The organism is Pseudomonas sp. Pseusp15 (assembly GCF_059492165.1).
The window spans coordinates 2,432,686-2,456,610 of record NZ_CP168523.1 but is presented as its reverse complement, the minus strand read 5'-3'; the positions used below and the strand labels follow the sequence as shown (position 1 = coordinate 2,456,610).

Genomic DNA, 23,925 nt, shown 5'->3' with positions numbered 1-23,925 from the left:
CTTCCGGATGGCTCAGTCCAATGGCTTGGGGCGGTTGGCGAGTGCAGCCATGAGTTGCGACAGGTTTTGCGCCAGGGCGAGGACCTGCTGTCCTTGCTGTTCTTCCTGAGTGCTGTCACGTTCCTGAATCGGGCGCACGCAGCTGATGCTGCCGACGACTTTGCCATCGCCATCGAAGATCGGAGCGGCGAGGCCATAGACGCCAGCGTCGACTTCGCCGGCGCTGGCCACATAGCCCTGATGACGAAGACGCTGCAGCGAGCGGCGGAACTGTTCCCAGGTCTGACCAAGGTTGCTGGCGCGCACCTCATCGGGGTTTTCCAGGAAGAGTTGGCTGTGTTGACGCGAGGTCATGTTGGCGAGGATGGCCTTGGAGGTCGCGCCCAGGAACAACGGCCTCGGTGAGCCGCGTGAGTAGCTGACCTCGCTGAACAAATCGCCGTATTGATGAATGCAGACCACCTGGTCCTTGAACAGGCGGCAGATCAGCCAGATCTGCTGCTCGCTCCAGCGTGGGAGGCTTGGTTCCAATGATTGTGCGGCGCGCACCAAAGGGTCGCTCAGTCGCAACTGACGGTCCCAGGTAATGATTCTCGCGCCCAGGGCGTAACGTCCGGCCCCGACCTGGAACAACAAGTTGGCCTCGGCCAGTTCGCGCACATAGCGGTAGATGGTTGAACGGGTAAACCCCAATGCACCGCCCATGTCATCGACAGCCCAGATCGGACTCTCTTCGGTAAACAGATCGAGTACCCGCAGCATGCGCTCCAGGCTAGAACCTTTACTGTCGATATCCTGCGCCGGCAATTGTTCTGATTCGCGTAGTGTGGCCATGGCTTACTGCTCGTCGACGATGCTGTTGCGCAGGATGCCGATTCGCGAAATTTCGATCTCGACTTCATCGCCCGGTTTCATCCATACCGGCGGTTCACGGAACGCGCCGACGCCGCCGGTGGTGCCGCTGACAATCACATCGCCGGGGGCCAGTTCGGTGAAGGTGGAGCAATATTCGATCAGTGCGCGGACATCGAAAATCATGTCGCTGGTGCTGGTGTGCTGCATGACTTCGCCATTGAGGCGGGTAGTCAGTTCCAGGTCCTGCGGATCGCCGATCTCGTCGCGGGTGACCAGCCAAGGTCCAAAGCCGCCGGTGTTCGGGAAGTTCTTGCCCGGAACGAATTGAATGGTGTGTTTCTGCCAGTCGCGGACACTGCCGTCGTTGTAGCAGGTGTAACCGGCGACATAGTCCAGCGCGTCGGCTTGCTTGACGTGACGCGCCGGTTTGCCGATCACCACCGCCAGCTCGCCTTCAAAATCAAGCTTGTGCGAGGCCTTCGGGCGAACGATGGGTTGCAGGTGGGCAGTCTGGCTGTCAGCGAAACGAGTGAAAATCATCGGGTAGGTCGGCATCTCACGACCGGTTTCACGTACGTGTGTGGCGTAGTTGATGCCAATGCACAGCACTTTGCCCGGGTTCGGGATGACGGGGAGAAAAGTTACTTCAGCCAATGGGATACGAGGCAGGCTCGCGAGGACCTCGTGGCTCAGTTCGGCCAGGCGATTGTTGGCGATAGCCTGCTTGAGATCGGTGCCGAAGGTTTGCTTGACCGACTCCAGATCGATGACATGCTCGCCATCGACGACGCCGTAGGTGCTACGGCCTTGAACAATAAAGCTCGCGAGTTTCATTGAGTGCTCCTTGATAGAGGATCAGCGCATGCGCAGGGAGCAAAGAAGCTCGGCACTGCTCATGTAGCTATGGCGGCAGGTAAGCCGCGGCGGTTGAGGTTCAATCTAGTTGTGGAGATTAATCCTGTAAAGCGAGATTTATTAAAAATCCCAAAATGCAGGAATTATGTTTTTTTGTGTATTTTTGGCAGCATTTTGCCGACCCTCCGGAACAGGCAATACGAGACAGTGATGTGTTTGGAAGGTCAGGGCAGGAGCCGTATCCCGGCCTGGTGAATCACAGGCTTCCTGTCATTTCAGTGGGTCGCCGATGGGTTCATTGTTTGCTCGGCACCCAGCAACCATGTAGCGACATGCGCATCCGGAACGGCACTTTGATTCGTGCAATGGGGCCATTCTCCATGTCACGAGAATCCAGAACTACAAGCTCGCTGCGACCGTCCGCGATGTGATTGAGAACGGAAACGACGTAGCCATCCGCCTCCTGCGCATCAGGGGAGCGCGGAATGAAAATGGGCTCCTGGAAGCATCCGCTGTCACCGGGAAACCAGGCATCGGTGGTGCCTGTTTTCAGGTTCACATGGGCCAGCAGATTGAAGAATTGAAACGGAATCGGCCCATTCGCGGGGTTGTACGGGCGCTCTGGATCGAACGCGAGCACAAAGCCGTGCTCATATTTTCGACCGATGTAGCGGTCATCGCACCTTGGGAATTCGCAGGGGTAATCCGTCAATGGCTGCGGTTGAATGTCCTCCTGCGTGCTGGTCAGGTCGAAGGTCCAGCGCATCAGGCTGGCCGCCAGTGTTTCGGGTGGCGGGACATGACCGTCGGCCTGGGGAAAGAAGTAAAAGATATTCCCGCCGGTGACCGGCATGTCTACGTAAACCTTGTCGCCCTCATCGAACGCGTTGAGCGTATGGCCCTGGAAACCGTCCTTGGGGCCCTTGAACCATCGAACGTCCTCCGCGCGCCCATTGCGTGGTACGACGGCGAAGAGCTGAGGCAGATCGGGTTGCCATTGGAAATGCTGGCCACCTTTCTTCATACGCTCGAGGTCGGTCGTCAACGGAATCAGCGGGAACACCACGTAGTGTTCAGTCACCGCGAAATCATGAACCATGGCCGCGTACGGCGCCTGGAACCAGATTTGGTGCAACAGCTTTCCGTCGGGCGACAGTTCGAAATAGGCCAGGTCAGGTGTGCCGTCGCCTTTGGCTTCGTAGCTGAAGGCCAAGAGGTTTCCTGATACCGGGTCGAGCTTGGGGTGGGCGGTGAACGTCGCTGATTCGATCTGCCCGTCAAAATGCCACTCGCCGAGGGTTTCCAGTGTTTCAAGATCCATTGCCCAGGGCATGGCATCTTCTTTGAGTGCAAGCAGCACACCGTTATGAGCGACAACGCTGGTATTGGCGGTGGTGTTGTTCTTCGCCGCCAGTGGATCATTGGTGTAGACGTTTCGATAGATTCCATTGAGCGAGCGACCTTCGCGGCGCTGAGCCATCAACCGGTCGGTTATTACGTAGCGACGTCGCATCGACACCTTGCCATCGGCAAAGTAGAACGCGCTGACCATTCCGTCGCCATTGAAGAAAATATCCGAGCCCAGCATCGGCGGGTATTGCGGGTCTGGCGCAACCTGATAAAAAGCGCCACGGATCGAAGCGGGAAGGGTGCCTTCAATCTCCAGGTCGAACACCTCGGCTTCTATCCGACTGGGTGCATAGAGCGCGCCGGAAAATTCAGGGGTTTGGGGAAACGGGGTGGTCATCGGCATAACCTCTGAAGATGGGTATCGATTGTTCATTGACGGGGTTCCTGTTTGATATCAGGTCAGGTCGACTGAGGCGACAGTGCTGTTGCGCAAGGCTTCGCGTCACGACGAAAACGTGCAACGAGCAGACACGAGATAACCAGGGCTGTCAGGTAGGCCGAGGCCGCCAGCCATCCGACGGCGCGGAATTGCCCTTCGCCTACCACGAGTGCCGCGCCAAACGGGCCGAGCCCCTGACCAACGAAAATCGCGGCGTTACCCAGCCCGGCCAGTCGGCCGGAAGGGTCCAGCTCGGCCGCCATGGACAGTAAGTAAGGCAGACTGAAAAACCATACTGCATGGATCAGGCAGGCAGTGACCGCAAATGCGACAGGGGTATTGCCATAGACCATGACCAGAGTCGCAATCAGCGCCGTGCCGAAGCTCAGTAGTTGCGGAAACAGCAACCCAAGGCGTCTGCCGATAAGTCCGGCCAGTGCCGCTCCAAGGGCACCGGCAAGGATGCTGCCCCCCAGTATTGCACCGATCTGTTGCGGCTCCAGGCCAATGCCTTTACCAATGCGCTCTTGATAAACCCACAGTGCGGAATGGCCAAAAAACAGCAGCGTAAAAAGCATCAGCAGTAAGATCGATGTGAGCCCGAAAGGCGGGATCGAGCCGCTCGCTGCCCGATGTGCCTCGGGATAGCTCCTCGGCACTCTCCAGCTACCAACCATCGCCAGGGCACTGGCGATGGCCAAGAGATAAAACGCCCCGGCCACGCCGAATGATTTCAGAATCACCGGCATGGAACTCACGAGCAGCATCCCCCAGAGCAGGTTGCCGATGTTTATCACCGCGAACGTCGAATCCTTGGATGTGCGCAGGGCTGCGGTGGCGTAGACAACGGCCATGACCGCGCCACCGCTTGCGCCGCATATCATTCGGCAGATCAGTAACAACCCCTGGCTATGCAGTTGAGCACTGGCCAGATTGCCGAGTACCAGCATCAGCAAGGCAATCAGGGCAAAGCGGCGCCGGTCGACGCTGGCCATCAACATGGCGCAAACGCCGCAGGCGACGGCCATCGCAATCAGTTCTGCCGCAAAAATGGCGCCGATGGCATTCAGTGGCAAACCGAGTTGGTCGATAAAGGCTCCGCCCAGAATAGGCTGGATTTGCAACGTCCCTAAGGAAATGACCATCATCAGGCAGATAGCGGCCAATGATTTTTTACTGTCAATGGAGTCGAGCGCGTTCATGAAACATCACCTCGGGTAAAAGGGCCCGCTCATGCACGAGTGGGCGCACATCGGTCAGAATGTGTGGGCGTATCGGATCTGGACGGCGTAATCCGTTTGCGCGCGGTTCTCGACGCCGGTCTCTTTATAGGTGTTCAACCAGAAGCCCTGGCCATCGCTGATTTTCCAGAACAGGCCCGGGCCGATGCCCAGCACCTTTTCCCGAGAGTTGCTCAGCCGACCTCCGTTAACCTCGTCATCTGATATTTGCCTGAAGTAGTACCCGTTGATCCCGACGGATACGTTGGGGACCACTTCATACGAGGCCGTGAAGTTGGCCCACGCCGATTGTCCTGCCTGGGTGTCGCGCACAGGCTGGCCCTCGAAAAGTTGCGTCGAACTGCTCGCCGGATCGTTGTTCTTGAAGTTGTACAGGTAGTGCAGCCTCCAGCTCACTTCCCAACGAGGCGCCGGCATCCAGGTCGCGGCCCAGTAAGGGTTCAGAGAGAAGTAGTTGGAGCCTGGGTTCAGGTCTTTATGTTTATCGTATTTGCCGGTTGGAAGGATGGTGTCGAAAGCCAGACGCTGTACAAACACGGGCCTGCCGTGGGCGTCGACGATCGGGTCGAACTGGATCTGCGGCCCTACCGTGACATCACCAAGCCCTGTGCCGTTATCCTGGAGCTTGGCACCGTTGTCGCCAAAGTCACCGTCCAGGGAGATGATGGGCACCAATAAGCTCCAGCCCAGGTGTGCACCACCGCCGATGGTGTCGGGTGAGTAATAGCTCAGTTGGTTGATCAGCGAGATGACGTTGATCTTCGGATTGTCGAAGGCGCCATTATCCTTGCCTGCATTGTCCCTGATGCTGCGTGCGGTGCTGAATTTCAGATAGGTCAGGTGGGACAGACCGGGCGGCCCCGCGAAACCGTCGTAGAAACTGGTGCCGCCCAGATTGATGCCGCTGGGTTCACTCACCGACGGTGGTGGAGGGCCCTCTACTGCTGGTACGGCAAGCGATGCGAAGCTGAGTGCCAGGCATACTGGCAGGGATTTTTTCAGGCTCATCGAAGTGGCTCTATTCTTGGAATTGTGAGCCGGGGTAGCTCCCCTGGCACTTCGACTTTAATTCCCGAACGTTCGTGATGCTTGAGCACAACGGCCAGAGTTGACTGAGAGCGCCATGATGCAGGGGGGGCAGCGCGAAACCTGTGGGGGTGGGCTTGTCCCACATTCTGCACATCGTGTCAGTGCACCAACGAAGTGGAATGCTTGCGGACTCACCGGTTCAAAAAGTCTGCCCCATGGAGAACTGGAACACTTGCGTATCAGCGTTCTCAGGCTTTTTGACCGGGAAGGCTAGGTTGAAACTCAACGGTCCCATCGGGCTGTACCACGTGACGCCGACCCCCACGGAACTGGCCAGTTGACCGAGGTCGACACCGTCGCAACCCTGGGTGGTGCTCAGGTAGCACTTGTTGGAGTAGACGCTGCCGACGTCCCAGAAAACCGAAGTGCGCAGGGATTTGTTGTCTTTGATGAAGGGCATCGGGAACAGGTATTCGACCCCGCCGGTAATGAGGATATTGCCGCCCAATGCGTCGGTGTCCCGATCCGAATAATACGCCTGGCCGGCACTGGCATAGGTGCCTGTGGCCGGGGTGTTGCGCGGGCCGAGGGTGCCGCTTTCAAAGCCGCGCACCGAACCTTCGCCACCGGCCGTGTAGTTTTCATAGAAGGGCAGGCCGTCGGTCGAGCCGTAGCTGTTGCCATAACCGAGCTTGGTGTGGAAACGCAGCGAAGTGGCGTTGCTCAGTGGCAGGAAGGTCTGCCCGGTGTAATCGATCTTGTAGAAACTCAGATCACTGCCGGGCACTGTCACCGTCAGGTTGAGGTTCTGCGAATGCCCGCGGGTGGCCAGCACGCCCTTGTTCAAGGTCGATTCCGACCAGCCGAGGTTGGCCTTGAAGTTGTTGAACTCCTTGCCCTCGCGTGCAATGAAATCGTAGATCTCATCAGCACTGTAGGTGCCTGGCTCGATGTTGTCGTGTTGCACGGTCAGGCCGAAACTCAGCCGTGAGGTTTCATTGATCGGGTAGCCAAGTGAAGTGCCGGCGCCATAACTGTTGATGGAGTAGTACGAAACGCCGTCACTGTAATAATCGCTGTAGTCGGTGGCGTTGTAGAACAGGTTGTAGCCCAGGCTCACCCCGTCCGGCGTGAAGTAGGGGTTGGTAAAACCGAAGTTGTACTTGCTTTGGTAGTCCGAGCGGGTCAGGCCCAGGCTGGCGTAGTTGCCCGTGCCCAGGAAGTTGTTCTGAGTGATCGAACCTCCGAGGATCAGGCCGGAACTCTGAGAGAAACCGACGCTGGCGCTAATCGAACCGGAGGCCTGCTCTTCGACGCTGTAGTTCACGTCAACCTGGTCGTCGACGCCCGCTACAGCCGGCGTCTCGACGTTGACTTCCTTGAAGAAGCCCAGTCGTTCCAGGCGGGTCTTGGATTGGTCGATCAGGTAGGTCGATGCCCAGCCACCTTCCATCTGACGCATTTCGCGGCGCAGCACTTTGTCGTCGGTCTTGGTGTTGCCACGGAAGTTGATGCGGTTGATGTAGGCCCGCTTGCCCGGGTCGACCACGAAGGTGATATCGACGGTATGGTCGTCATTATTCGGGTTGGGGACCGCATTGACGTTGGTAAAGGTGTAACCCTCGTTGCCCAGGCGACGGGTGATCAAGTCCGAGCTGGTGGTCATCAGCTTGCGGGAAAACACCTGGCCTTGCTGAACCAGCAACAGGGAGCGGATCTGGTCTTCAGGCACTTTCAGGTCACCGCTGAGCTTGACGTCACGAACGGTGTACTTCGCGCCTTCGTTGATGTTGACGGTGATATAGACGTGTTTCTTGTCCGGGGTGATCGACACCTGGGTCGAGGTGATGTCCATGTTGATATAGCCGCGATCCAGGTAATAGGAGCGCAGGCGCTCCAGATCACCGGAGAGTTTTTCGCGGGCGTACTTGTCGTCGTTCTTGAAGAACGACAGCCAGTTGCTGGTCTTGAGCTCGAACAGGTTGATCAGGTCTTCATCAGCAAAGACCGTGTTGCCCACCACGTTGATGTGCTGGATCGCCGCGACAGAGCCTTCGTCGATCTTGATTTTCAGGCCCACGCGGTTACGCGGTTGTGGGATCACTTCGGCATCGACCGACGCCGAGTAGCGGCCCTGAGCGACGTATTGGCGCTGCAGCTCGTTACGCACACCTTCGAGGGTCGCGCGCTGGAAGATCTCGCCTTCGGCCAGACCGGATTGCTTGAGGCCCTTCATCAGGTCTTCAGTGGAGATCGCCTTGTTGCCTTCGATCTCGATACTGGCGACCGAGGGGCGCTCGACCACCGTGATGATCAGCACGTCACCGTCGTGCCCCAGCTGGATATCCTGAAAGAAACCGGTCTTGAACAACGCACGGGTGGACTCCACCAAACGACGATCATCCGCTTCATCACCGACGTTCAACGGCAATGCACCGAATACGCTGCCGGCGGAAACCCGTTGCAGGCCATTAATGCGAATATCGGAAATTTTGAAGCCTTGGGCGTGCGCAAATGTGGCGTTGAGCAATAGTGCAGCCGAGCAGAGCAGGCGCGAAAAATTCATCAAGATCTTATCCAGAACACATCGACAAGCAGCGTAGGCGGGCGCGGATATCTCACAGCAAGACGAGTTACCGCGAAGCGAGCAGGCTGGTGGAGGTGAAGCATAAAAGCTCGGTGCGTTTGGTGCGGTTAACCAAGTGTCAAGTTAGGTAAAGGTTTGCCCGGGGCGATGACGCTGTGCAGCGCAAGGGCGATAATGCGCGGCCCCCACTCAAGAGCCCGCCATGATCTCTGTATTGCTAGTCGACGATGACCAGGAACTGACTGGAATGCTCAGCCAATACCTGGAGCGTGAAGGCTTCGAGGCGACCGCCGTGCACACGGGCGAGGAGGGTGAGATTCAAGCACTGTCCGGGCGCTACAGCATTGTGGTGCTGGACGTGATGCTGCCACGCCTGTCGGGTATCGAGGTGCTCAGGCGCATTCGCGCCGTGAGCCAGGTACCGGTGGTGTTGCTCACGGCCCGTGGCGATAACATCGACAAGATCACCGGCCTGGAACTGGGGGCCGATGACTATGTGCCTAAACCCAGTTCACCGGGGGAACTGGTGGCGCGTTTGCGGGCAATCATGCGTCGGGTGCAGCCGGCGGATCAGCCCACCACCGAAGTGATCAGGACCGGCCCGCTGGTCTTGTGGCCCGGCAAGCGCCAGGCCCAGTGGCAGGGGCGCGAGCTGGGGGTGACCAGTACCGAGTTCAGCCTGCTCGAAGAACTGGCCCGCTGTGCCGGGCAGGTGGTGAGCAAACAGGACCTGTCGCTCAATGCCTTGGGCTGTCCCTTGACCCGCTACGACCGGCGCATCGACGTGCACATCAGCAGCATTCGCCAGAAGCTCGGTCCGCGCCCTGACGCCAAGGCCTGGATTCAGAGCGTGCGTGGCCTCGGTTATCTGTTGATCGCCGAATGATGAAACCCAGTCGGCTGTTCTGGAAACTGTTCCTGGCGTTTTGGCTCGCCACCAGCCTGACGTTTCTGGTCGGGGTGGGCATTCTGGTACTGGGTAATCACGGGCCTGGCGATCCTCATTTGGAGGCCATCCTGGCCAGCGAGGAACAGCTGCTGCGACAATTCGGCGTCGAGTCGGGAAGGCAATTGCTGACAGTGTGGCGGCACCCCGGTGACGAAACCATTGGTGTCTATGACAGTGCCGGTCAACTGCTGGCTGGGTCGCCGGTTCCGCGGCCAGCGTTTGAGCGAACGGTCATCAGCAAGGACGGTCTGGCCCTCTCGCTCAGATCCTCACAGCCCCTTGGCAAAGAAGGTGAGCAAGGGCCGGGGCGTTCGATCCCGCTGATCATCGGCACGGTGATGAGTGCGCTGTTCAGCGGGTATATGGCGTATTACCTGGCGTGGCCGTTGGCCTATCTCAGGCGGGCGATGAGCGATGTGGCCAAGGGGCGCTTCGAAACCCGGGTCAAACCGATGATGGGCGGGCGCCGCGATGAAATCGTCGATCTGGCCGGGGACTGTGACCGAATGGCCAACCAGCTGAAACTGCTGGTGGAGGCCCAGCAACACCTGTTGCATGACATCTCTCACGAACTTCGCTCACCGTTGACGCGCATGCAAGCTGCCATCGGGCTGTTGCAGCAAGAACCGGCCCGCCAGGAAATGGTGGAGCGCATCCAGCGCGAATCGGTGCGAATGGATACGTTGATCGAGGCGTTGTTGACCCTGGCGCGCATGCAGGGCCGGCCCGAGAGTATCGACCGCGAGCCACTCGACATCATCGAGTTGCTGGCGGTGATCGTCGAGGACGCTCAATTCGAGGCGGGAATGAAAGGTTGCCGGGTCAGTCTGCAGGCGTGCCCGGCCTTTGTCAGTCGGGTCAGCGGCGAGTTGCTGTATCGGTGTTTCGAGAACGTCATTCGCAACGCGGTGCGCCATACCAGACCGATGACGGCGGTTGTTGTGTCGGCTGAGGTCAATCTCGAAGCAGACTGCCTGACGGTGCGGATTACCGATCAGGGGGCGGGTGTTGAAAACGAGCGGCTGCTGAGCATTTTCCACCCGTTCGAGCGTGGCTTGAGCGAGGCCAGTGCCGGTTTCGGCCTGGGCCTGGCGATCGCCTCAAGGGCCGTGGAAATGCACGGCGGCACGATTGTGGCGCGCAACGAGCCGTCCGCTGGGCTGACCGTGGAAATCAGCTTGCCCCGTCAGGCGTGATCTTTACACGATATTACATTGGCTTGACGGCTCTGTACGCCTCGCCTCAGTAGACTTCCCGCTCAAACTTACGCAGCGTTTGCTGATGTTTCAGCGTGGAGGTGGGCATGTTTCTGGTTCATAAAAAGGGCTTCGTTTCCGGCAAGAAAATGGTCGACGGGCTGGTGCCCTATGACTTCTTTTGTGAAGACAATCCGGCCATCAATCTGTTTGTGTTTACGGGTTCTACCGCGCAGGGCAAAAAGGTCGAGGAGCAGACGCTCTGGGGCTTTACCCGACTGGAGCGTTTTGAGGCGTTGACCAGCACCCTGGTATCGAACAAAAAAAATGATGGCTGGTTTCAAACGGTCAATGTGCTCACCGGGCCTGCCCAGAACGGCACCCAAAGCGTGAAATTTCAGCGGGTGCTGAAGATCATCAAGCATGCCGCTGTATCGAGCCGTATCGCCGGCAAGGTGCAATACGAGATCCTCACGGATGACGGCGACACTTATTTCACCCGTCCGCCCGCGACAGCAGACAGCGCGCAAACCATCATCTATGTGGCAGAGCAATAACTCGTTAGTTAATAACCGCGAAGGTGTTTACTGGAAATACATCGCACCATACAATGAGAATCATTACTACTAACTCATTGAGTGCAACGTCTTGAGCCATCCCCACCTCTTTGCCCGCCGCAAGGTTTTCATCAAACACGCGCTGCCGACACTGTCCTGCGTGATGTTCGCCGGTCCTTTGTGGGCACAGGAACTGATTGAACTGCCGACCACGGATATTCAGGCGAGCCGCGTCAGTCAAGACACCAGCTACACCACCTCTCAAGCCAGCACCGCAAGCAAAAGCGATGTGCCGATCAAGGAGGAGGCGCAATCGGTCAATGTCGTAACCCGGCAAACCCTGGCCGACTATCAGGTGCGCTCGCTGGACGACGCGATGAAGTTCGTCAGCGGCGTCAGCCAGGGCAACACCCTGGGCGGTTCCCGGGACTCGTTGGTCAAGCGCGGTTTCGGCACCAACGATGACGGCTCGATCCTGCGCGATGGCGTGCGTTCCAACCTGGGGAAAAACTTCAGCGCCACGACGGATCGCATCGAAGTGCTCAAAGGGCCTGCGTCGATGCTGTACGGCGCGCTGGAACCCGGCGGGTTGATCAACGTGATCAGCAAGAAGCCTGAATACACCCAGAGCACGACCCTGAGTGGCTCGGCCTACAGCGAAGGCGGCGGCACCATGGCCGTGGACACCACCGGGCCGCTGGGCGATACCGGCCTGGCCTATCGCCTGATTGCCGAGCGCGGCCACGAGGATTACTGGCGCAACTACGGCGTGAATGAAAGCACCCTGGTTGCACCCTCGCTGACCTGGACGGGCGAGCGTGCCAGCCTGACCCTCAGCTACGAATACAACGATTACTCCAAACCCTTCGACCGTGGCACGGTGTTCACCAATGGTCATCCGGCGGACATCGACTACGACAAGCGCCTCGACGAAAAATGGGCCAAAAGCGTCGGTATCCGTGAATTGGCTACCGCGCGTTTCGAGTATCAGCTGAGTGACGACTGGAAAACCCGCGTTACCTACGGCTGGAACAACGACCGCTACAGCCTCTCGATTGCCCAGCCGAGTTCGTTGACCGGCAACAATCTGCGACGGGCTGCCAACGGTGCTCACTACGATGACGAGACCCGCTACGCCAGTTGGGATTTCATCGGCCAGCAGGAACTGTTCGGCCAGCGCCATGACTTGCTGATCGGCGCGGACACCGAAGCGTCCGACCAATTCCGTGGCAAAACCTACCGTAATACCGCGCAGTCAGGCTTCGACATCACCTCGCCGGTTTATGGTCGTCTGGCCGAGCCGAGCCTTGTCAGTGCCAGCCAAAGTGACCTGAGCAACCAGTTGAACTCCAGCTCCGTGTACTTCAAGGATAACTGGCACCTTGATGACCGCTGGATCCTGGTTCTCGGCGGTCGCCAGCAGCATTTCGATCAGTACAGCGATCAGGGCCGCGGCAGCAGCTACAAGGTCAACCGCGACGATAACGGCGATGCCTTCGTGCCGTTCCTGGGGCTGGTTTACAAAGCCACCGACAGCTTGTCGCTGTACGGTAACTACAGCCGTTCGTTCAAGCCCAATACCCAAGTCGACGATGCCGGCCATACCTTCGATCCGGAGGAGGGCCGCAGTTATGAGGTCGGCGCCAAGTACGATCCGCTGCCGGGGCTGAACATCAACCTGGCGCTGTTCGACATCGAGAAGAAAAACGTCGTGACCACCCAGACCGTCAATGGTACGAGCCTTTCGGAAGCCGCGGGCAAGGTCGGTTCACAGGGTCTGGAACTGGACATCACCGGGCGTGTGGCCGAGCGCTGGGACCTGATCGGCACCTACGCTTACACCCACACGGAAATCCTCGACGATCCGGATGACGAAGGTCACCGCCTCGCCGATGCGCCGAAGCACACCGCAAGCCTGTACCTTACCCATCACCTGAATGTGCCTACGGAGTTCGGGGCCTGGCATGCGGGCGGTGGTGCGCGTTATGTCGGCGAGCGTGCGGCCAACAATGCCAACGATTTTTGGCTGAGCAGCTACACCGTCGCCGATGCCTTCGTGCGCTGGGAGGCGCCGATGTTCGGGTACAAGACTTCGCTGCAGTTCAACGTCGACAACCTGTTCGACAAACAGTACTACCCGTCCTCCACCGGCAGCCAACTGGCGGTCAATGTCGGCGAGCCGCGCACGGCACGCCTCAGCGCCAGCGTGACGTTCTGATCGCACTGTCTTGATGTGCCGCCCCGTTCTGCCCGTGGAACGGGGCGGTAGTCTTCCTTCAACTCGACGACGCTTCAGGCGTCGGCGAGCTGAAACCGATAACCCACCCCGTACAACGATTCAATCGGATGCTCCCCCGGGCAGGCTTGTTCGAGCTTGCGCCGCAGATTGCGGATATGACTGTCGACCGTGCGGTCGGTGACCACCCGGTGATCGGAGTAGATCCGGTCGAGCAACTGATCCCGGGAAAACACCCGTCCCGGCGAGCGGGCGAGGGTGCTTAGCAGGCGCAATTCCAGTGGTGTCAGGTCCAGCGTTATGCCGTCGAGGGAGGCCAGGTACTGTTCTTCATCAATCTGTAGACGCGGTGGTGCGGACGTCAAAAGCTGCGGGCTGCGTCGCAGGATGGCTTTGACCCTGGCCACCACTTCACGCGGGCTGAAGGGTTTGCAGATGTAGTCGTCGGCGCCCAGGTCCAGTCCGAGCAGGCGATCCACTTCCTCGACGCGGGCGGTGATCATGATGATCGGTACGGCACTGAAGCTGCGCAGTTCCTTGCACACTTGCAGGCCATCGCGTCCAGGCAGCATCAGGTCGAGCAGGATCAGCCGTGGCTCGCGGGCACGGACCGCCGGTACCACCTCCAGCCCGTTGTCCAGGCATTGGGTCGCATACCCAGCGGCGATCAGGTAGTCACGCATCAACGCGGCCAGCTTGGGCTCGTCTTCGACGATCAGGATCGGGTTGTCGTTGACCATGGTTCAGGCATTCCGTGGCAGGCGCAGGGTCAGCCAAAGGCCACCCAACGGGGAATGATCGGCACTGAGGCTGCCGCCATGAGCCAGGGCGATGCTGTGACAGATCGCCAGCCCCAGACCGGCGCCACCGCTGGCGCGGTTGCGTGAGGTTTCGCCACGGTAGAAACGCTCGAACAGACGCGGCAACTGATCCGCGTCGACCCCGGGGCCGGAATCCAGGAAATCGATGCGTACGTCGTCGCCATCGCTGGCCGCACGAATACGCAGCACACCGCCTTCATCGGTATAGCGCACGGCGTTTTCCAGCAGATTGCCGAACAGTTGCTGCAAGCGCTTGGGGTCGGCTTCCACTCTTAGGGGGGGTGTCGGCAGCTCCAGCTCCAAGCGCAAGTGCCGGGCATTGCAGCGTTCCTGGAACATCGCTGCGCACCTGTCCAGCAGCTCGTTGAGATCGCATTCGCTCTTGCGGTAGGTCAGCGCACCCACATCGGCCAGTGACAGTTCATACAGGTCATCCACCAGTTTACTGAGCATGCCGACTTCGCCTTGCAGCGACTTCATCGAGGACTGATCGAGCGTGCGCACACCATCCTCGATGGCCTCCAGCTCACCGCGCAACACTGACAGCGGGGTGCGCAGTTCATGGGACACATCGGCCATGAACTCCCGGCGCATTTTTTCGTTGCGCTCCAGCGTATACGCAAGTTGATTGAAGTCGCGGGCCAACTGACCGACTTCGTCATTGGAGGACACCGCCACCCGGTTGCTGTACTCGCCTGCGGCCAATCGATGCGTGGCGGCGGCTACTCGCTTGACGGGGTCAAGCAAAGTGCGGGCGATCCACCAGGCGATCAGCATTGCCAGCAGCAACGAGAACACGCCCACGGCCAGACTGGTGCGCAACAGGTACAGGCGAAAGCGTTCACCGCCGGCTTCGGTCACGTTCTGGAACGGCGTTACCGCCAGCCAGCCGACGGTTTTACCGGCCACCTCGATCGGGCGCATCAGGGCGTCGTCGGCAATCGCCGAGTAGCCCATGACCAACTGCTTTTGCTGGTCCAACAGAGCGATGCGAAACACCGCGCCGGTCAGGTCAGACGTGGGCAGGGTCGGCTGCTGCGGGTTGGTGAAGTCTACGCCCGGCTCCGGTCGCATGAGTTCGAACCAGCGATCCGGCTGGTTGCGCAGAAATTCCCAACTGCCTTCGCGCTCATAGGCGCTGGCCAGGCGCGGCAGCACTGGGGTCATGCGCAACAGAGCCTGTTCGTTGAGGTAATCGAGAAAGCCTTTGCCGAAGCTCCAGCCGTTGGCCAGCCCCATGCTCAGGATGACAAACAGCACACTGGCCAGTACCGCGATAAACAGTTTGGTGGAGATACTCAGTTTCATGGGCTCGGGCAGGTCGGTGAATGGCCCGCCCATTTAGGCCCTGGCGCGACGAAGATTCAAGGGCGGCAGGCAATCTTCAATTTTCCTGCACATTTGCCTCGCAGTATGGCGTCTGGCTTCAGCCACCCCGTCTTGCAGAGGCATTTATGTCGACCAAAATTCTCGCCAAATCCCTGGTAACCGCCGCGGTTTTACTGTCCTTGATCATTCTGGTGGTGTTGAGCGGTTGCTCCCCCGGCGCATCCGCGCCCGTGGTCGAACCGGCCAAAGTGTCAGTGATCACGGTGCAACCTCAAAGCCAGGCGCTGACCACGGAGCTGGCCGGGCGCACTCAGGCGTTCATGATCGCCGAGATTCGCCCGCAGGTCGGCGGTATCGTCCAGCAACGGCTGTTTGTCGAAGGCGCCGAGGTCAAGGCCGGGCAGGCGCTGTATCAGCTGGACGCGTCCTCATACAAGGCTGCATTGGCTGAAGCACAGGCGACCCTCGCCAAAGCTCGCGCCACGTTGAAGTCGGCCCAGGCCACAGCCAGGCGTGATGCCCAGTTGGCGAAGATCGATGCCATCAGCCAGCAGGACAACGAGGATGCCCAGGCCAGTCTGCTGACCGCCGAGGCTGAACTGCAAGTGGCCCAGGCCGGCGTGGATACGGCGCGCATCAACCTGGCCTATACCCGCATCAGTTCTCCCGTCAACGGGCGTATCGAAACTTCGACGGTCACCCCCGGCGCATTGGTGGTGGCCAATCAGGACAGCGCACTGACCACGGTGCAGCAACTGGACCCGATCTACGTGGATATCACGCAATCGACCACTGAGCTGTTGCGCCTCAAGCGCGACCTCGCCAGCGGTGTGCTGCAAAGCAACGGCGAGGGCGAAGCGCGGATCAGTCTCAAGCTCGACGACGGCAGCACCTACGCCCATGAGGGCCGCTTGAAATTCAGCGGGGTCAGCGTCAATGAGGGCACCGGCACCGTGACCCTGCGGGCGGAAATTGCCAACCCGGACCGGCTGTTGCTGCCGGGCATGTATGTGCGGGCGGTGCTGGAGCAGGCCCGGGACGATCAAGCGATCCTGATTCCGCAGCAAGCCGTGACCCGCAGCGCCAGTGGCGTGACGTCGGTGTTGCTGGTGGTCAATGGCAAGGTCGAACAACGTGTGCTGACTATCGATCGCGCCGTGGGCAACCAATGGTGGGTCACCTCGGGCCTGACGGCGGGTGACCAGGTGATTGTCGAGGGCGGGCAGAAAGTGCGGGTTGGCGCCCCGGTGCTGGCGCAAAACCCTGGCACTCGCAGCCGCACGCGGCAATCGGCGCCGACTGCCATTGCGCAGGAGGGCTGAGCATGGCGCGGTTCTTTATCGATCGACCGATTTTTGCCTGGGTCATCGCCATCGTCATCATGCTCGCCGGCGCCTTGTCGATCAGCCAACTGCCGCTGGAACAGTACCCGGACATCGCGCCGCCAACGGTACGGATCTCCGCCACCTACACTGGCGCCTCGGCCGAGACCGTGGAAAACTCGGTGACGCAGGTCATCGAACAGCAGATGAAAGGGCTGGATAACCTGACCTACATGTCGGCCTCCAGCAGTTCGGCGGGCAGCGCCAGCATCAGCCTGACCTTTGCCGCCGGCACTAACCCTGATGTGGCGCAGATGCAGGTGCAGAACAAACTGCAACAGGCTGAATCGCGACTGCCGCAATCGGTGCAGAGCGAAGGCCTGACCGTGACCAAGGGCGGTTCGGACTTTCTGATGATTGCCGCCCTGGCCTCCGATAACGAAAGCGTTACCGGCACCCAGATCGGCGACTACATTTCCAGCACCTTGCTCGACCAGATCAGTCGTATCGATGGCGTCGGCGACGTGCAGACCCTCGGTTCGGGTTATGCCATGCGCATCTGGCTGGACCCGGCCCTGTTGGAAAAGTATGCGTTGATGCCCTCGGACATCAGCAGCGCCCTGGAAGCACAAAACACCGAGGTGTCCGCCGGCCAGCTCGGTGCCTTGCCAGCGGTGGCCGGGCAACAGTTGAACGCCACTATCAGTGCCCGCAGCAAGCTGCAAACCGCCGAAGAATTTCGCAACGTGGTGGTCAAGTCCACCAGCAATGGGGCGGTGGTGCTGTTGGGCGATGTGGCGCGGGTCGAACTGGGCAGCGAAAGCTACGACGTGAGTTCTGCCCTCAACGGCAAACCTGCCGCCGCCATGGGCGTGCAGCTCGCCGCCGGGGCCAATGCCCTGAGCGTGGGTGAAGCGGTGAAGGCCAAACTCAAGGAACTGGAGCCTTTCTACCCTGCGCAAATGCAGCTCAAGAACGTGATCGCTTACGACACGACCCCCTTTGTCAGCCTGTCCATCGAAGAAGTGGTCAAGTCTTTGGGCGAAGCGATCGTGCTGGTGGTGCTGATCATGTTCCTGTTCCTGCAGAATCTGCGGGCCACGCTGATCCCGGCGATCACCGTGCCGGTGGTATTGCTGGGCACCTTCGGCGTGCTCGCGCTGTTCGGCTATTCAATCAATACCCTGACCATGTTCGCCATGGTCCTGGCCATCGGACTGCTGGTGGACGATGCCATCGTGGTGGTGGAGAACGTCGAGCGGGTGATGAGTGAGAAGGGACTTTCGGCGCTGGCGGCGACTCGCCAGTCCATGGCGGAAATCACCAGTGCACTGATCGGCATCGCTCTGGTGCTCAGCGCCGTGTTTATTCCCATGGCATTTTTCGGTGGTTCCACCGGGATTATCTATCGGCAGTTTTCGGTGACCATCGTCTCGGCCATGCTCCTGTCGGTGTTGGTGGCGATGACCCTGACACCGGCCTTGTGTGCGACCTTGCTCAAGCCGTCCGATGCCCAGGGCCATGGTGCGCAAAGCGGCTTCTTTGGCTGGTTCAACCGCAGCTTCGAACGCAGCGCCTTGCGCTATCAACAATGGGTCGGCGGCATTCTGCAGCGTGGGCGTCGGAGCTTGCTGGTGTACGGGGTGATTTTGTTGGCGATGGGCGCTGGTTACGCCAGCCTGCCGACTTCGTTCTTGCCGGATGAAGACCAAGGCATCCTCATGGCGCAGATCCAGTTGCCGGTGGGCGCCACCGATAGCCGCACTCAGGCAGTAATGAAGCAGTTCGAGAGCTACATGCTCGAACAATCGGAAGTCGAGGCGCTGATCAGCATCAGCGGTTTGGGCATGGGTGGCAACAGCCAGAATACCGGCCGGGCTTTCATCAAACTCAAGGACTGGAGCGAGCGATCGGGGAAAGGGCAGGACGCGGCTTCTATTGCCCAACGTGCAACCCTGGCGTTGGCGAGCATTAGCGATGCCAACGTGTTTGTCATGCAGCCGCCCGCTGTACGTGGCCTGGGGCAAAGTTCGGGTTTCGACCTGCAACTCAAAGACCTTGGCGGACTGGGGCATGACGCCCTGGTCGCCGCGCGGGAGCAGTTCATCGAGTTGGCGAAGAAAGACCCGCGGCTGCTGGGAGTACGCAGCAATGGCCTGGACGATACACCGCAGCTCAAAGTCAGCATCGACGATCGCAAGGCCGGCGCCTTGAGCCTGAGCACCAGCGACATTAACAGCACCTTGTCCACCGCGTTGGGCGGCACTTACGTCAACGACTTCCTCAACCAGGGGCGGGTGAAGAAGGTCTACGTGCAGGGCGAGGCGTCGGCGCGGATGCAGGCGGCTGACCTGGAGCACTGGTTCGTGCGCAACAGCAAAGGTGAGATGGTGCCGTTTTCCTCGTTCGCCAGCAGCGCGTGGAGCTATGGCTCGCCGTTGCTGGAACGCTACAACGGCAACGCCTCGCTGGAGGTGGTCGGTGATCCGGCACCGGGGGTGAGCGCCGGGGTTGCGATGGATGCGGTGGAAGCGATCATCAAACAACTGCCCGAAGGCATCGGCTACGAGTGGACCGGGCAGTCATATCAACTGCGCTTGTCCGGCTCCCAGGCACCGCTGCTGTACGGGATCTCGGTGCTGTTTGTGTTCCTCTGCCTGGCGGCGTTGTATGAGAGTTGGTCGGTGCCATTTTCGGTAATGCTGGTGGTGCCGCTGGGGGTGGTCGGCGCGGTGCTGGCGACCCGCTTCAGTGGTTTGAGCAACGACGTGTACTTCCAGGTCGGGCTGTTGACCACGGTGGGACTGGCGGCGAAGAACGCGATTCTGATCGTTGAGTTTGCCAAGCACCTGCAAGAGCAGGGCAACAGCCTGCGGGACGCGACACTGACTGCCGTGCGCCAACGCCTGCGACCGATCCTGATGACGTCTTTGGCCTTCATGTTCGGCGTGTTGCCACTGGCATTGAGCTCCGGCGCCGGTTCTGCCGGGCGCCAGGCCATCGGCACTGGCGTGCTGGGGGGCATGTTCAGCGCCACCGTGCTGGGGATCTTCTTTGTGCCGCTGTTTTTCGTACTGATCCGTCGTCGTTTCGGTCGCGTATCCACCGCAACAACCGCCAACCCAACCGCGCAGAAAGGTGATGCATGATCAAGTTTCATTGGCCCTTGTTGGCTGCTCTGGTGTTGCTCACCGGTTGTGTCAATCTGGCGCCGCAGTATCAGCGCCCCGAAGCGCCGGTCGCCGGGCAATGGTTGCCGTCAACCAGCGTGGCCTCAGGCGATTCGGCGGCGGATATTCACTGGCAGCAGTTTTTTACCGACAGTCGCCTGGCGCGCTTACAGACCCTGGCGCTGACCAACAACCGTGATTTGCGTCTGGCCAGCCTGAACATCGAAAAGGCCCAGGCTCAATATCGCATTCAACGGGCGGCGGCGTTTCCCACCATCGATGCAGGAGTCAGCGGCACACATAGCCGCACGTCCAGCAGCGGCACGGCGAGCACCAGTCATGAGTACAGTGCGCAACTGGGGCTGAGCAGCTATGAACTGGATGTGTTCGGGCGAGTACAGAACCTTCAGGACGAAGCGCTGGAAGACTATCTGGCACTGACCGAAACCCGGCGCAGCACCCAGATCAGCCTGGTGGCTGAAGTGGCCACGGCCTGGCTGACGCTGGCGGCGGACAATGAGCGTTTGCAACTGGCCCAGGAAACCCTGCGCAGCCAACAGGCAACCTACGAACTGAACCAACGCAGCCATGCCTTGGGCGGTTCTTCCGGCTTGGCCCTGGCCCAGGCGCAAACCACTGTGGAGTCGGCCCGAGGCGATGTGGCGGTCTACGCCAGTCAGATTCTCCAGGACCACAATGCCTTGCGCTTGCTGGTCGGCAGCGATATTCCCGATGAACTGCTGCCCGGCGCGAGCCTGCAATCGGTCGCGCTGCTGGTTCAGGTGCCGGATGAGTTACCGTCCAGTCTTTTGCAACGGCGCCCGGATGTGCTGGCCGCCGAGCACACCCTCAAGTCGGCCAACATCGATATCGGCGCGGCCCGTGCGGCGTTCTTCCCGAGCATCAGCCTGACCGCCAACGCCGGTTCTGCGAGTTCGGCCTTGTCCGGCCTGTTCAAGTCCGGCAGCGGCGCCTGGACCTTCGCCCCGAGCGTCAGCCTGCCGATCTTCGATGCCGGCAGCAATCGCGCGACACTGGATGCGGCCAAGGTCGAGCGTGAAATTCAGGTGCAGACCTACCAGCAAACCTTGCAGACCGCCTTCAAGGAAGTGGCCGATGCCCTGGCGGTGCGCAGCACCCTGGACCAACGTCTGACGGCCCAGCAAGCCTTGACCGACGCCAGCCGTAAAAGCTTTGAACTGGCCGACGCGCTCTATCGCGGCGGCTCGCAAAGCTACCTCGAAGCGCTGGACGCCCAGCGTTCGTTGTACAGCGCCCAACAGGACCTGATCACCCTGCGTCTGGCCGAGCAGAGCAACCGGGTGACGTTGTACAAGGTAATGGGGGGCGGCTGGAATTAATGTTCGCGATCAGGCCCGCCCCCCTGGATCAGTGCCCGCCCACCACCATATGGCTAAACGGCGCCACATACGCCTGCAACGTCACCAGCCCGCCGACCAGAATTGCCAGCACCACGGAGTGGAAAAACACGTAGCGCAGGATTTCCCCTTCATGGCCGTACCAGCGGGTGGCGGTGGACGCGACCACGATCGACTGGGCGTCGACCATCTTGCCCATGACCCCGCCAGAACTGTTCGCGGCGGCCATCAGCACCGGGCTCAGGCCCAGTTGCTCGGAGGTCACCCGTTGCAAGCCGCCGAACAGCACGTTGGAGGCCGTGTCCGAGCCGGTCAGGGCCACGCCGAGCCAGCCGAGCAGGGTGCCGAACATCGGGTAGAAAATGCCCGTTGCGGCGAAGGCCAGGCCCATGGTGGCGTCGAGGCCCGAATAGCGGGTGAGAAAACCCAGGGCGAGCATCGCCACAATGGTGGTGAGCGAATAGCGCACTACCCACAGCGTTCGCAGGTAATGGTGCAGCAGTTGCGGGATTGAGTACCCCATCAGCAGCCCGCCGAGGATCGCCGCGAGCAAGATGCCGCTACCGGTGCTGGTGAACCAGGTGAACTTGTAGATCGCGTCCTCGGCTTTCGGTGCGGGCACCACCGGCGGGACCTTCTCGATCTGTTGATGAATCGTGGTGAAGGTCACGCTCGGGGCAAAGATCGGGTTGGCCTCGCGCATCGGTTTGCCCTGCGGATCAAGCTTGGCCGAGTGGGTTTGCGGATCCATGGCCGGGCGGGTATCGAACAAGTTTTTGAAGCCCTGGGTGCCCCAGGCGAAAACGAACACCGTGAGGATGATCCACGGCATCCAGGCGCGCATAACCGCGGGTTTTGCATCGCTGGCAAAGGTCGCGCTGGCGACGGGTTTCTGGTCATGCTCCTGGGCTATTTTGGAGTTGTCGACTCGCCCTGACAGGGCGGCCGAGGTATGCACCGTGGCTGGTTTCCAGACCCTGAGGAAACCAGTCAGGCAGGCCATGGAAATCAGTGCCGCGATGACGTCCACCAGCATTGGCCCGTGGTAGTTGGAGACGAGGAATTGCGGTATGGCGAAGCTGACGCCGGCAACCAGAATCGGCGGCCAGATTTCCAGCATCTTGCGCCATCCGGCGAAGGCCCAGATCAGCCAGAACGGCACGATCACCGAGAAGAACGGCAACTGCCGACCGACCATCATCGACAGCTCCATTTCATCCAGCCCGGTCACTTTGGCCAGGGTGATGACGGGCGTGCCCAGAGCACCGAACGCCACGGGCGCGGTATTGGCAATCAACGCCAGGCCAGACGCGGCCAGGGGTGAGAAACCCAGCCCGATCAAAATGGCCCCGGTTACCGCCACGGGAGTGCCGAAACCGGCGGCCCCTTCGAAGAAGGCACCGAAGCAGAAGGCAATCAGCAGCAATTGCAGACGTCGGTCGTCGGTGATGCGCGCCAGGGAGTCTTGCAGCACTTTGAACGAGCCGTTCTCGGTGGTCAGCCGATGCAGGAAAATAATGTTGAGCACGATCCAGCCAATCGGCAACAGACCGTTGGCGGCGCCGAACAGTGCGGCCGAGCCCGCCATGTTCGCGGGCATGCCGAAGGCGAAAATCGCGATTAGCAAGGCCGAACCCAGGGCCAACAACGCCGCCAGATGCGCCTTGATGTGGAAAAACGCCAGGGAAACCAGCATCACCACCACCGGCGTCGCCGCCATGAGGGTTGATAGCACCGGGTTACCGAAGGGGTCGTAGATTTGCTGCCAGACCATTTTCCACCTCTGCTTTTTATTGTGGGTAGCGCGGGGAAGGTGGCTTGAGTATAGGTGGCAATACGCTGCTGTCCTGGCGAGTGCTTGCCAGCCCTACGATGCGCTTTAGGTTTCTAGACCCTCCTGACGTGCGCTCCTTTCGACCATCGCCACGATCGTTTCGAAGAGTTCGTCCTGTGCCTGCTCTGCGGTGATTTCTCCGGTCGCGGCGGCATGGGACAGCGCCTCGGCGGCACCGAGCATCGCCCGAAGACTCGCTGGCGCGATATCACCGGTTCCGGCGAAGGGGAGCAGGGCGTTGCGGCACTTGCCCATGAAGATCGCTTCGTACTCGCGCTTGATCTTTTCCAGCTCGGGCGAGCTCGTCAGCGCCGCGATCACACCCGGGATCTCGCGGCCCTGAAGCAGAACGCAGTCGACATAAGACGAGGCGATGACCATTGCCTTACTGGCCAGTGTCGGTTCACTGGCTTCAAGCGCGGTATCCATGAGCGCGGTCTGACGTGCGTCGAACTCCTGATAGAGCACCGCCAGCAACCCGGGGCGGGTGGTGAAGTGATCGTAAACCACCGGTTTTGTGACCCCCGCCTGTTCGGCGAGCCGGCCAAGCGTCAACGCGTCCGTACCTTCCTCTCGAACGAGTTGCCAGGCGACATCCAGCAACTGGCGCAGGCGCTCCTCCCGCGACATCCGCCGGCGCGGTTGCGGATTGGAATCTTGCTCGGGTGTTTCGGTGCTTGACATGGCTATATACCAAAAGTAGCTTACTGAGCGTAACTTACCAAGAGTATATAAGGCTCGTCTTTCACCCTCAATCACTCATTCCGTAGCAGGAG

17 protein-coding genes are annotated in these 23,925 nt (G+C 60.1%); 7 read left to right on the top strand and 10 right to left on the bottom strand.

Annotated elements, in window-relative coordinates:
* Positions 1-12 precede the first annotated feature (12 nt).
* The 6 genes from ACEN8R_RS11045 to bamA all read right to left on the bottom strand — a co-directional run bounded on the left by ACEN8R_RS11045 (position 13) and on the right by bamA (position 8,335).
* Entirely contained in the window at positions 13-834 is an 822-nt protein-coding gene (locus ACEN8R_RS11045; protein WP_018928948.1) for an IclR family transcriptional regulator, read from the bottom strand.
* Positions 835-837: 3 nt separating this feature from the next.
* A complete protein-coding gene (locus ACEN8R_RS11040) occupies positions 838-1,689 on the bottom strand; it encodes a fumarylacetoacetate hydrolase family protein (RefSeq protein WP_018928949.1) in 852 nt (283 codons plus the stop codon).
* 316 nt (positions 1,690-2,005) lie between these two features.
* On the bottom strand, positions 2,006-3,457 hold the full coding sequence (locus tag ACEN8R_RS11035) for a carotenoid oxygenase family protein (protein WP_026286631.1): 1,452 nt from the start codon (positions 3,455-3,457) through the stop codon (positions 2,006-2,008).
* Between the two features lie 62 nt (positions 3,458-3,519).
* The gene (locus ACEN8R_RS11030) at positions 3,520-4,701 is read right to left on the bottom strand and encodes an MFS transporter (RefSeq protein WP_495624866.1); all 1,182 of its coding nucleotides are present in this window, start codon (positions 4,699-4,701) and stop codon (positions 3,520-3,522) included.
* A 54-nt stretch (positions 4,702-4,755) separates the two neighbouring features.
* Positions 4,756-5,748, bottom strand: a complete 993-nt coding sequence (locus tag ACEN8R_RS11025; RefSeq protein ID WP_018928952.1) for a SphA family protein — start codon at positions 5,746-5,748, stop codon at positions 4,756-4,758.
* 220 nt (positions 5,749-5,968) lie between these two features.
* Positions 5,969-8,335 carry an outer membrane protein assembly factor BamA gene (bamA, locus tag ACEN8R_RS11020; protein WP_018928953.1) on the bottom strand — a complete coding sequence of 789 codons (2,367 nt, stop codon included), beginning with the start codon at positions 8,333-8,335 and terminating at the stop codon, positions 5,969-5,971.
* Between the two features lie 223 nt (positions 8,336-8,558).
* Between bamA and ACEN8R_RS11015 the strand changes: the two genes are divergently transcribed.
* From ACEN8R_RS11015 to ACEN8R_RS11000, 4 genes are all read left to right on the top strand, one after another.
* Positions 8,559-9,242 carry a response regulator transcription factor gene (locus tag ACEN8R_RS11015; RefSeq protein ID WP_018928954.1) on the top strand — a complete coding sequence of 228 codons (684 nt, stop codon included), beginning with the start codon at positions 8,559-8,561 and terminating at the stop codon, positions 9,240-9,242.
* The gene (locus tag ACEN8R_RS11010) at positions 9,239-10,501 is read left to right on the top strand and encodes a HAMP domain-containing sensor histidine kinase (RefSeq protein WP_018928955.1); all 1,263 of its coding nucleotides are present in this window, start codon (positions 9,239-9,241) and stop codon (positions 10,499-10,501) included. Before ACEN8R_RS11015 ends, ACEN8R_RS11010 begins: the two co-directional genes overlap by 4 nt.
* A 107-nt stretch (positions 10,502-10,608) precedes the next feature.
* A complete protein-coding gene (locus ACEN8R_RS11005; protein WP_018928956.1) occupies positions 10,609-11,058 on the top strand; it encodes a hypothetical protein in 450 nt (149 codons plus the stop codon).
* 91 nt (positions 11,059-11,149) lie between these two features.
* The gene (locus ACEN8R_RS11000; RefSeq protein WP_018928957.1) at positions 11,150-13,276 is read left to right on the top strand and encodes a TonB-dependent siderophore receptor; all 2,127 of its coding nucleotides are present in this window, start codon (positions 11,150-11,152) and stop codon (positions 13,274-13,276) included.
* Between the two features lie 74 nt (positions 13,277-13,350).
* Here the strand turns inward: ACEN8R_RS11000 and ACEN8R_RS10995 are convergent, their stop codons facing one another.
* Both ACEN8R_RS10995 and baeS read right to left on the bottom strand, forming a co-directional pair.
* Complete coding sequence (locus tag ACEN8R_RS10995; protein ID WP_018928958.1) at positions 13,351-14,034, bottom strand: response regulator; 684 nt, start codon at positions 14,032-14,034, stop codon at positions 13,351-13,353.
* Between the two features lie 3 nt (positions 14,035-14,037).
* Entirely contained in the window at positions 14,038-15,456 is a 1,419-nt protein-coding gene (gene baeS, locus ACEN8R_RS10990) for a sensor histidine kinase efflux regulator BaeS (RefSeq protein ID WP_018928959.1), read from the bottom strand.
* Between the two features lie 113 nt (positions 15,457-15,569).
* On the opposite strand from baeS, the gene ACEN8R_RS10985 reads away from it, so the two are divergent.
* The 3 genes from ACEN8R_RS10985 to ACEN8R_RS10975 are packed head-to-tail and all read left to right on the top strand — an operon-like array spanning position 15,570 to position 21,297.
* A complete protein-coding gene (locus ACEN8R_RS10985) occupies positions 15,570-16,766 on the top strand; it encodes an efflux RND transporter periplasmic adaptor subunit (protein WP_018928960.1) in 1,197 nt (398 codons plus the stop codon).
* A gap of 2 nt (positions 16,767-16,768) precedes the next feature.
* Entirely contained in the window at positions 16,769-19,915 is a 3,147-nt protein-coding gene (locus tag ACEN8R_RS10980; RefSeq protein ID WP_018928961.1) for an efflux RND transporter permease subunit, read from the top strand.
* Positions 19,912-21,297: an efflux transporter outer membrane subunit gene (locus ACEN8R_RS10975; protein ID WP_018928962.1), complete on the top strand. Its 1,386-nt coding sequence runs from the start codon at positions 19,912-19,914 to the stop codon at positions 21,295-21,297. Before ACEN8R_RS10980 ends, ACEN8R_RS10975 begins: the two co-directional genes overlap by 4 nt.
* A gap of 28 nt (positions 21,298-21,325) precedes the next feature.
* Here ACEN8R_RS10975 and ACEN8R_RS10970 read toward each other — a convergent pair whose 3' ends face one another.
* Positions 21,326-23,089 carry an L-lactate permease gene (locus tag ACEN8R_RS10970; protein ID WP_018928963.1) on the bottom strand — a complete coding sequence of 588 codons (1,764 nt, stop codon included), beginning with the start codon at positions 23,087-23,089 and terminating at the stop codon, positions 21,326-21,328.
* Positions 23,090-23,194: 105 nt separating this feature from the next.
* Positions 23,195-23,833 (bottom strand): TetR/AcrR family transcriptional regulator, encoded by a 639-nt coding sequence (locus ACEN8R_RS10965; protein WP_018928964.1) that lies wholly within the window; start codon positions 23,831-23,833, stop codon positions 23,195-23,197.
* Positions 23,834-23,925 lie beyond the last annotated feature (92 nt).

Coding starts and splice junctions, on each gene's coding strand:
- ACEN8R_RS10980 (WP_018928961.1), top strand. CDS start 16,769: ATGGCGCGGTTCTTTATCGATCGACCGATTTTTGCCTGGGTCATCGCC.
- baeS (WP_018928959.1), bottom strand. CDS start 15,456: ATGGGCGGGCCATTCACCGACCTGCCCGAGCCCATGAAACTGAGTATC.
- ACEN8R_RS10985 (WP_018928960.1), top strand. CDS start 15,570: ATGTCGACCAAAATTCTCGCCAAATCCCTGGTAACCGCCGCGGTTTTA.
- ACEN8R_RS11045 (WP_018928948.1), bottom strand. CDS start 834: ATGGCCACACTACGCGAATCAGAACAATTGCCGGCGCAGGATATCGAC.
- ACEN8R_RS10995 (WP_018928958.1), bottom strand. CDS start 14,034: ATGGTCAACGACAACCCGATCCTGATCGTCGAAGACGAGCCCAAGCTG.
- ACEN8R_RS11010 (WP_018928955.1), top strand. CDS start 9,239: ATGATGAAACCCAGTCGGCTGTTCTGGAAACTGTTCCTGGCGTTTTGG.
- ACEN8R_RS11035 (WP_026286631.1), bottom strand. CDS start 3,457: ATGACCACCCCGTTTCCCCAAACCCCTGAATTTTCCGGCGCGCTCTAT.
- ACEN8R_RS11030 (WP_495624866.1), bottom strand. CDS start 4,701: ATGAACGCGCTCGACTCCATTGACAGTAAAAAATCATTGGCCGCTATC.
- bamA (WP_018928953.1), bottom strand. CDS start 8,335: ATGAATTTTTCGCGCCTGCTCTGCTCGGCTGCACTATTGCTCAACGCC.
- ACEN8R_RS11005 (WP_018928956.1), top strand. CDS start 10,609: ATGTTTCTGGTTCATAAAAAGGGCTTCGTTTCCGGCAAGAAAATGGTC.
- ACEN8R_RS11040 (WP_018928949.1), bottom strand. CDS start 1,689: ATGAAACTCGCGAGCTTTATTGTTCAAGGCCGTAGCACCTACGGCGTC.
- ACEN8R_RS10965 (WP_018928964.1), bottom strand. CDS start 23,833: ATGTCAAGCACCGAAACACCCGAGCAAGATTCCAATCCGCAACCGCGC.
- ACEN8R_RS10975 (WP_018928962.1), top strand. CDS start 19,912: ATGATCAAGTTTCATTGGCCCTTGTTGGCTGCTCTGGTGTTGCTCACC.
- ACEN8R_RS11015 (WP_018928954.1), top strand. CDS start 8,559: ATGATCTCTGTATTGCTAGTCGACGATGACCAGGAACTGACTGGAATG.
- ACEN8R_RS11025 (WP_018928952.1), bottom strand. CDS start 5,748: ATGAGCCTGAAAAAATCCCTGCCAGTATGCCTGGCACTCAGCTTCGCA.
- ACEN8R_RS10970 (WP_018928963.1), bottom strand. CDS start 23,089: ATGGTCTGGCAGCAAATCTACGACCCCTTCGGTAACCCGGTGCTATCA.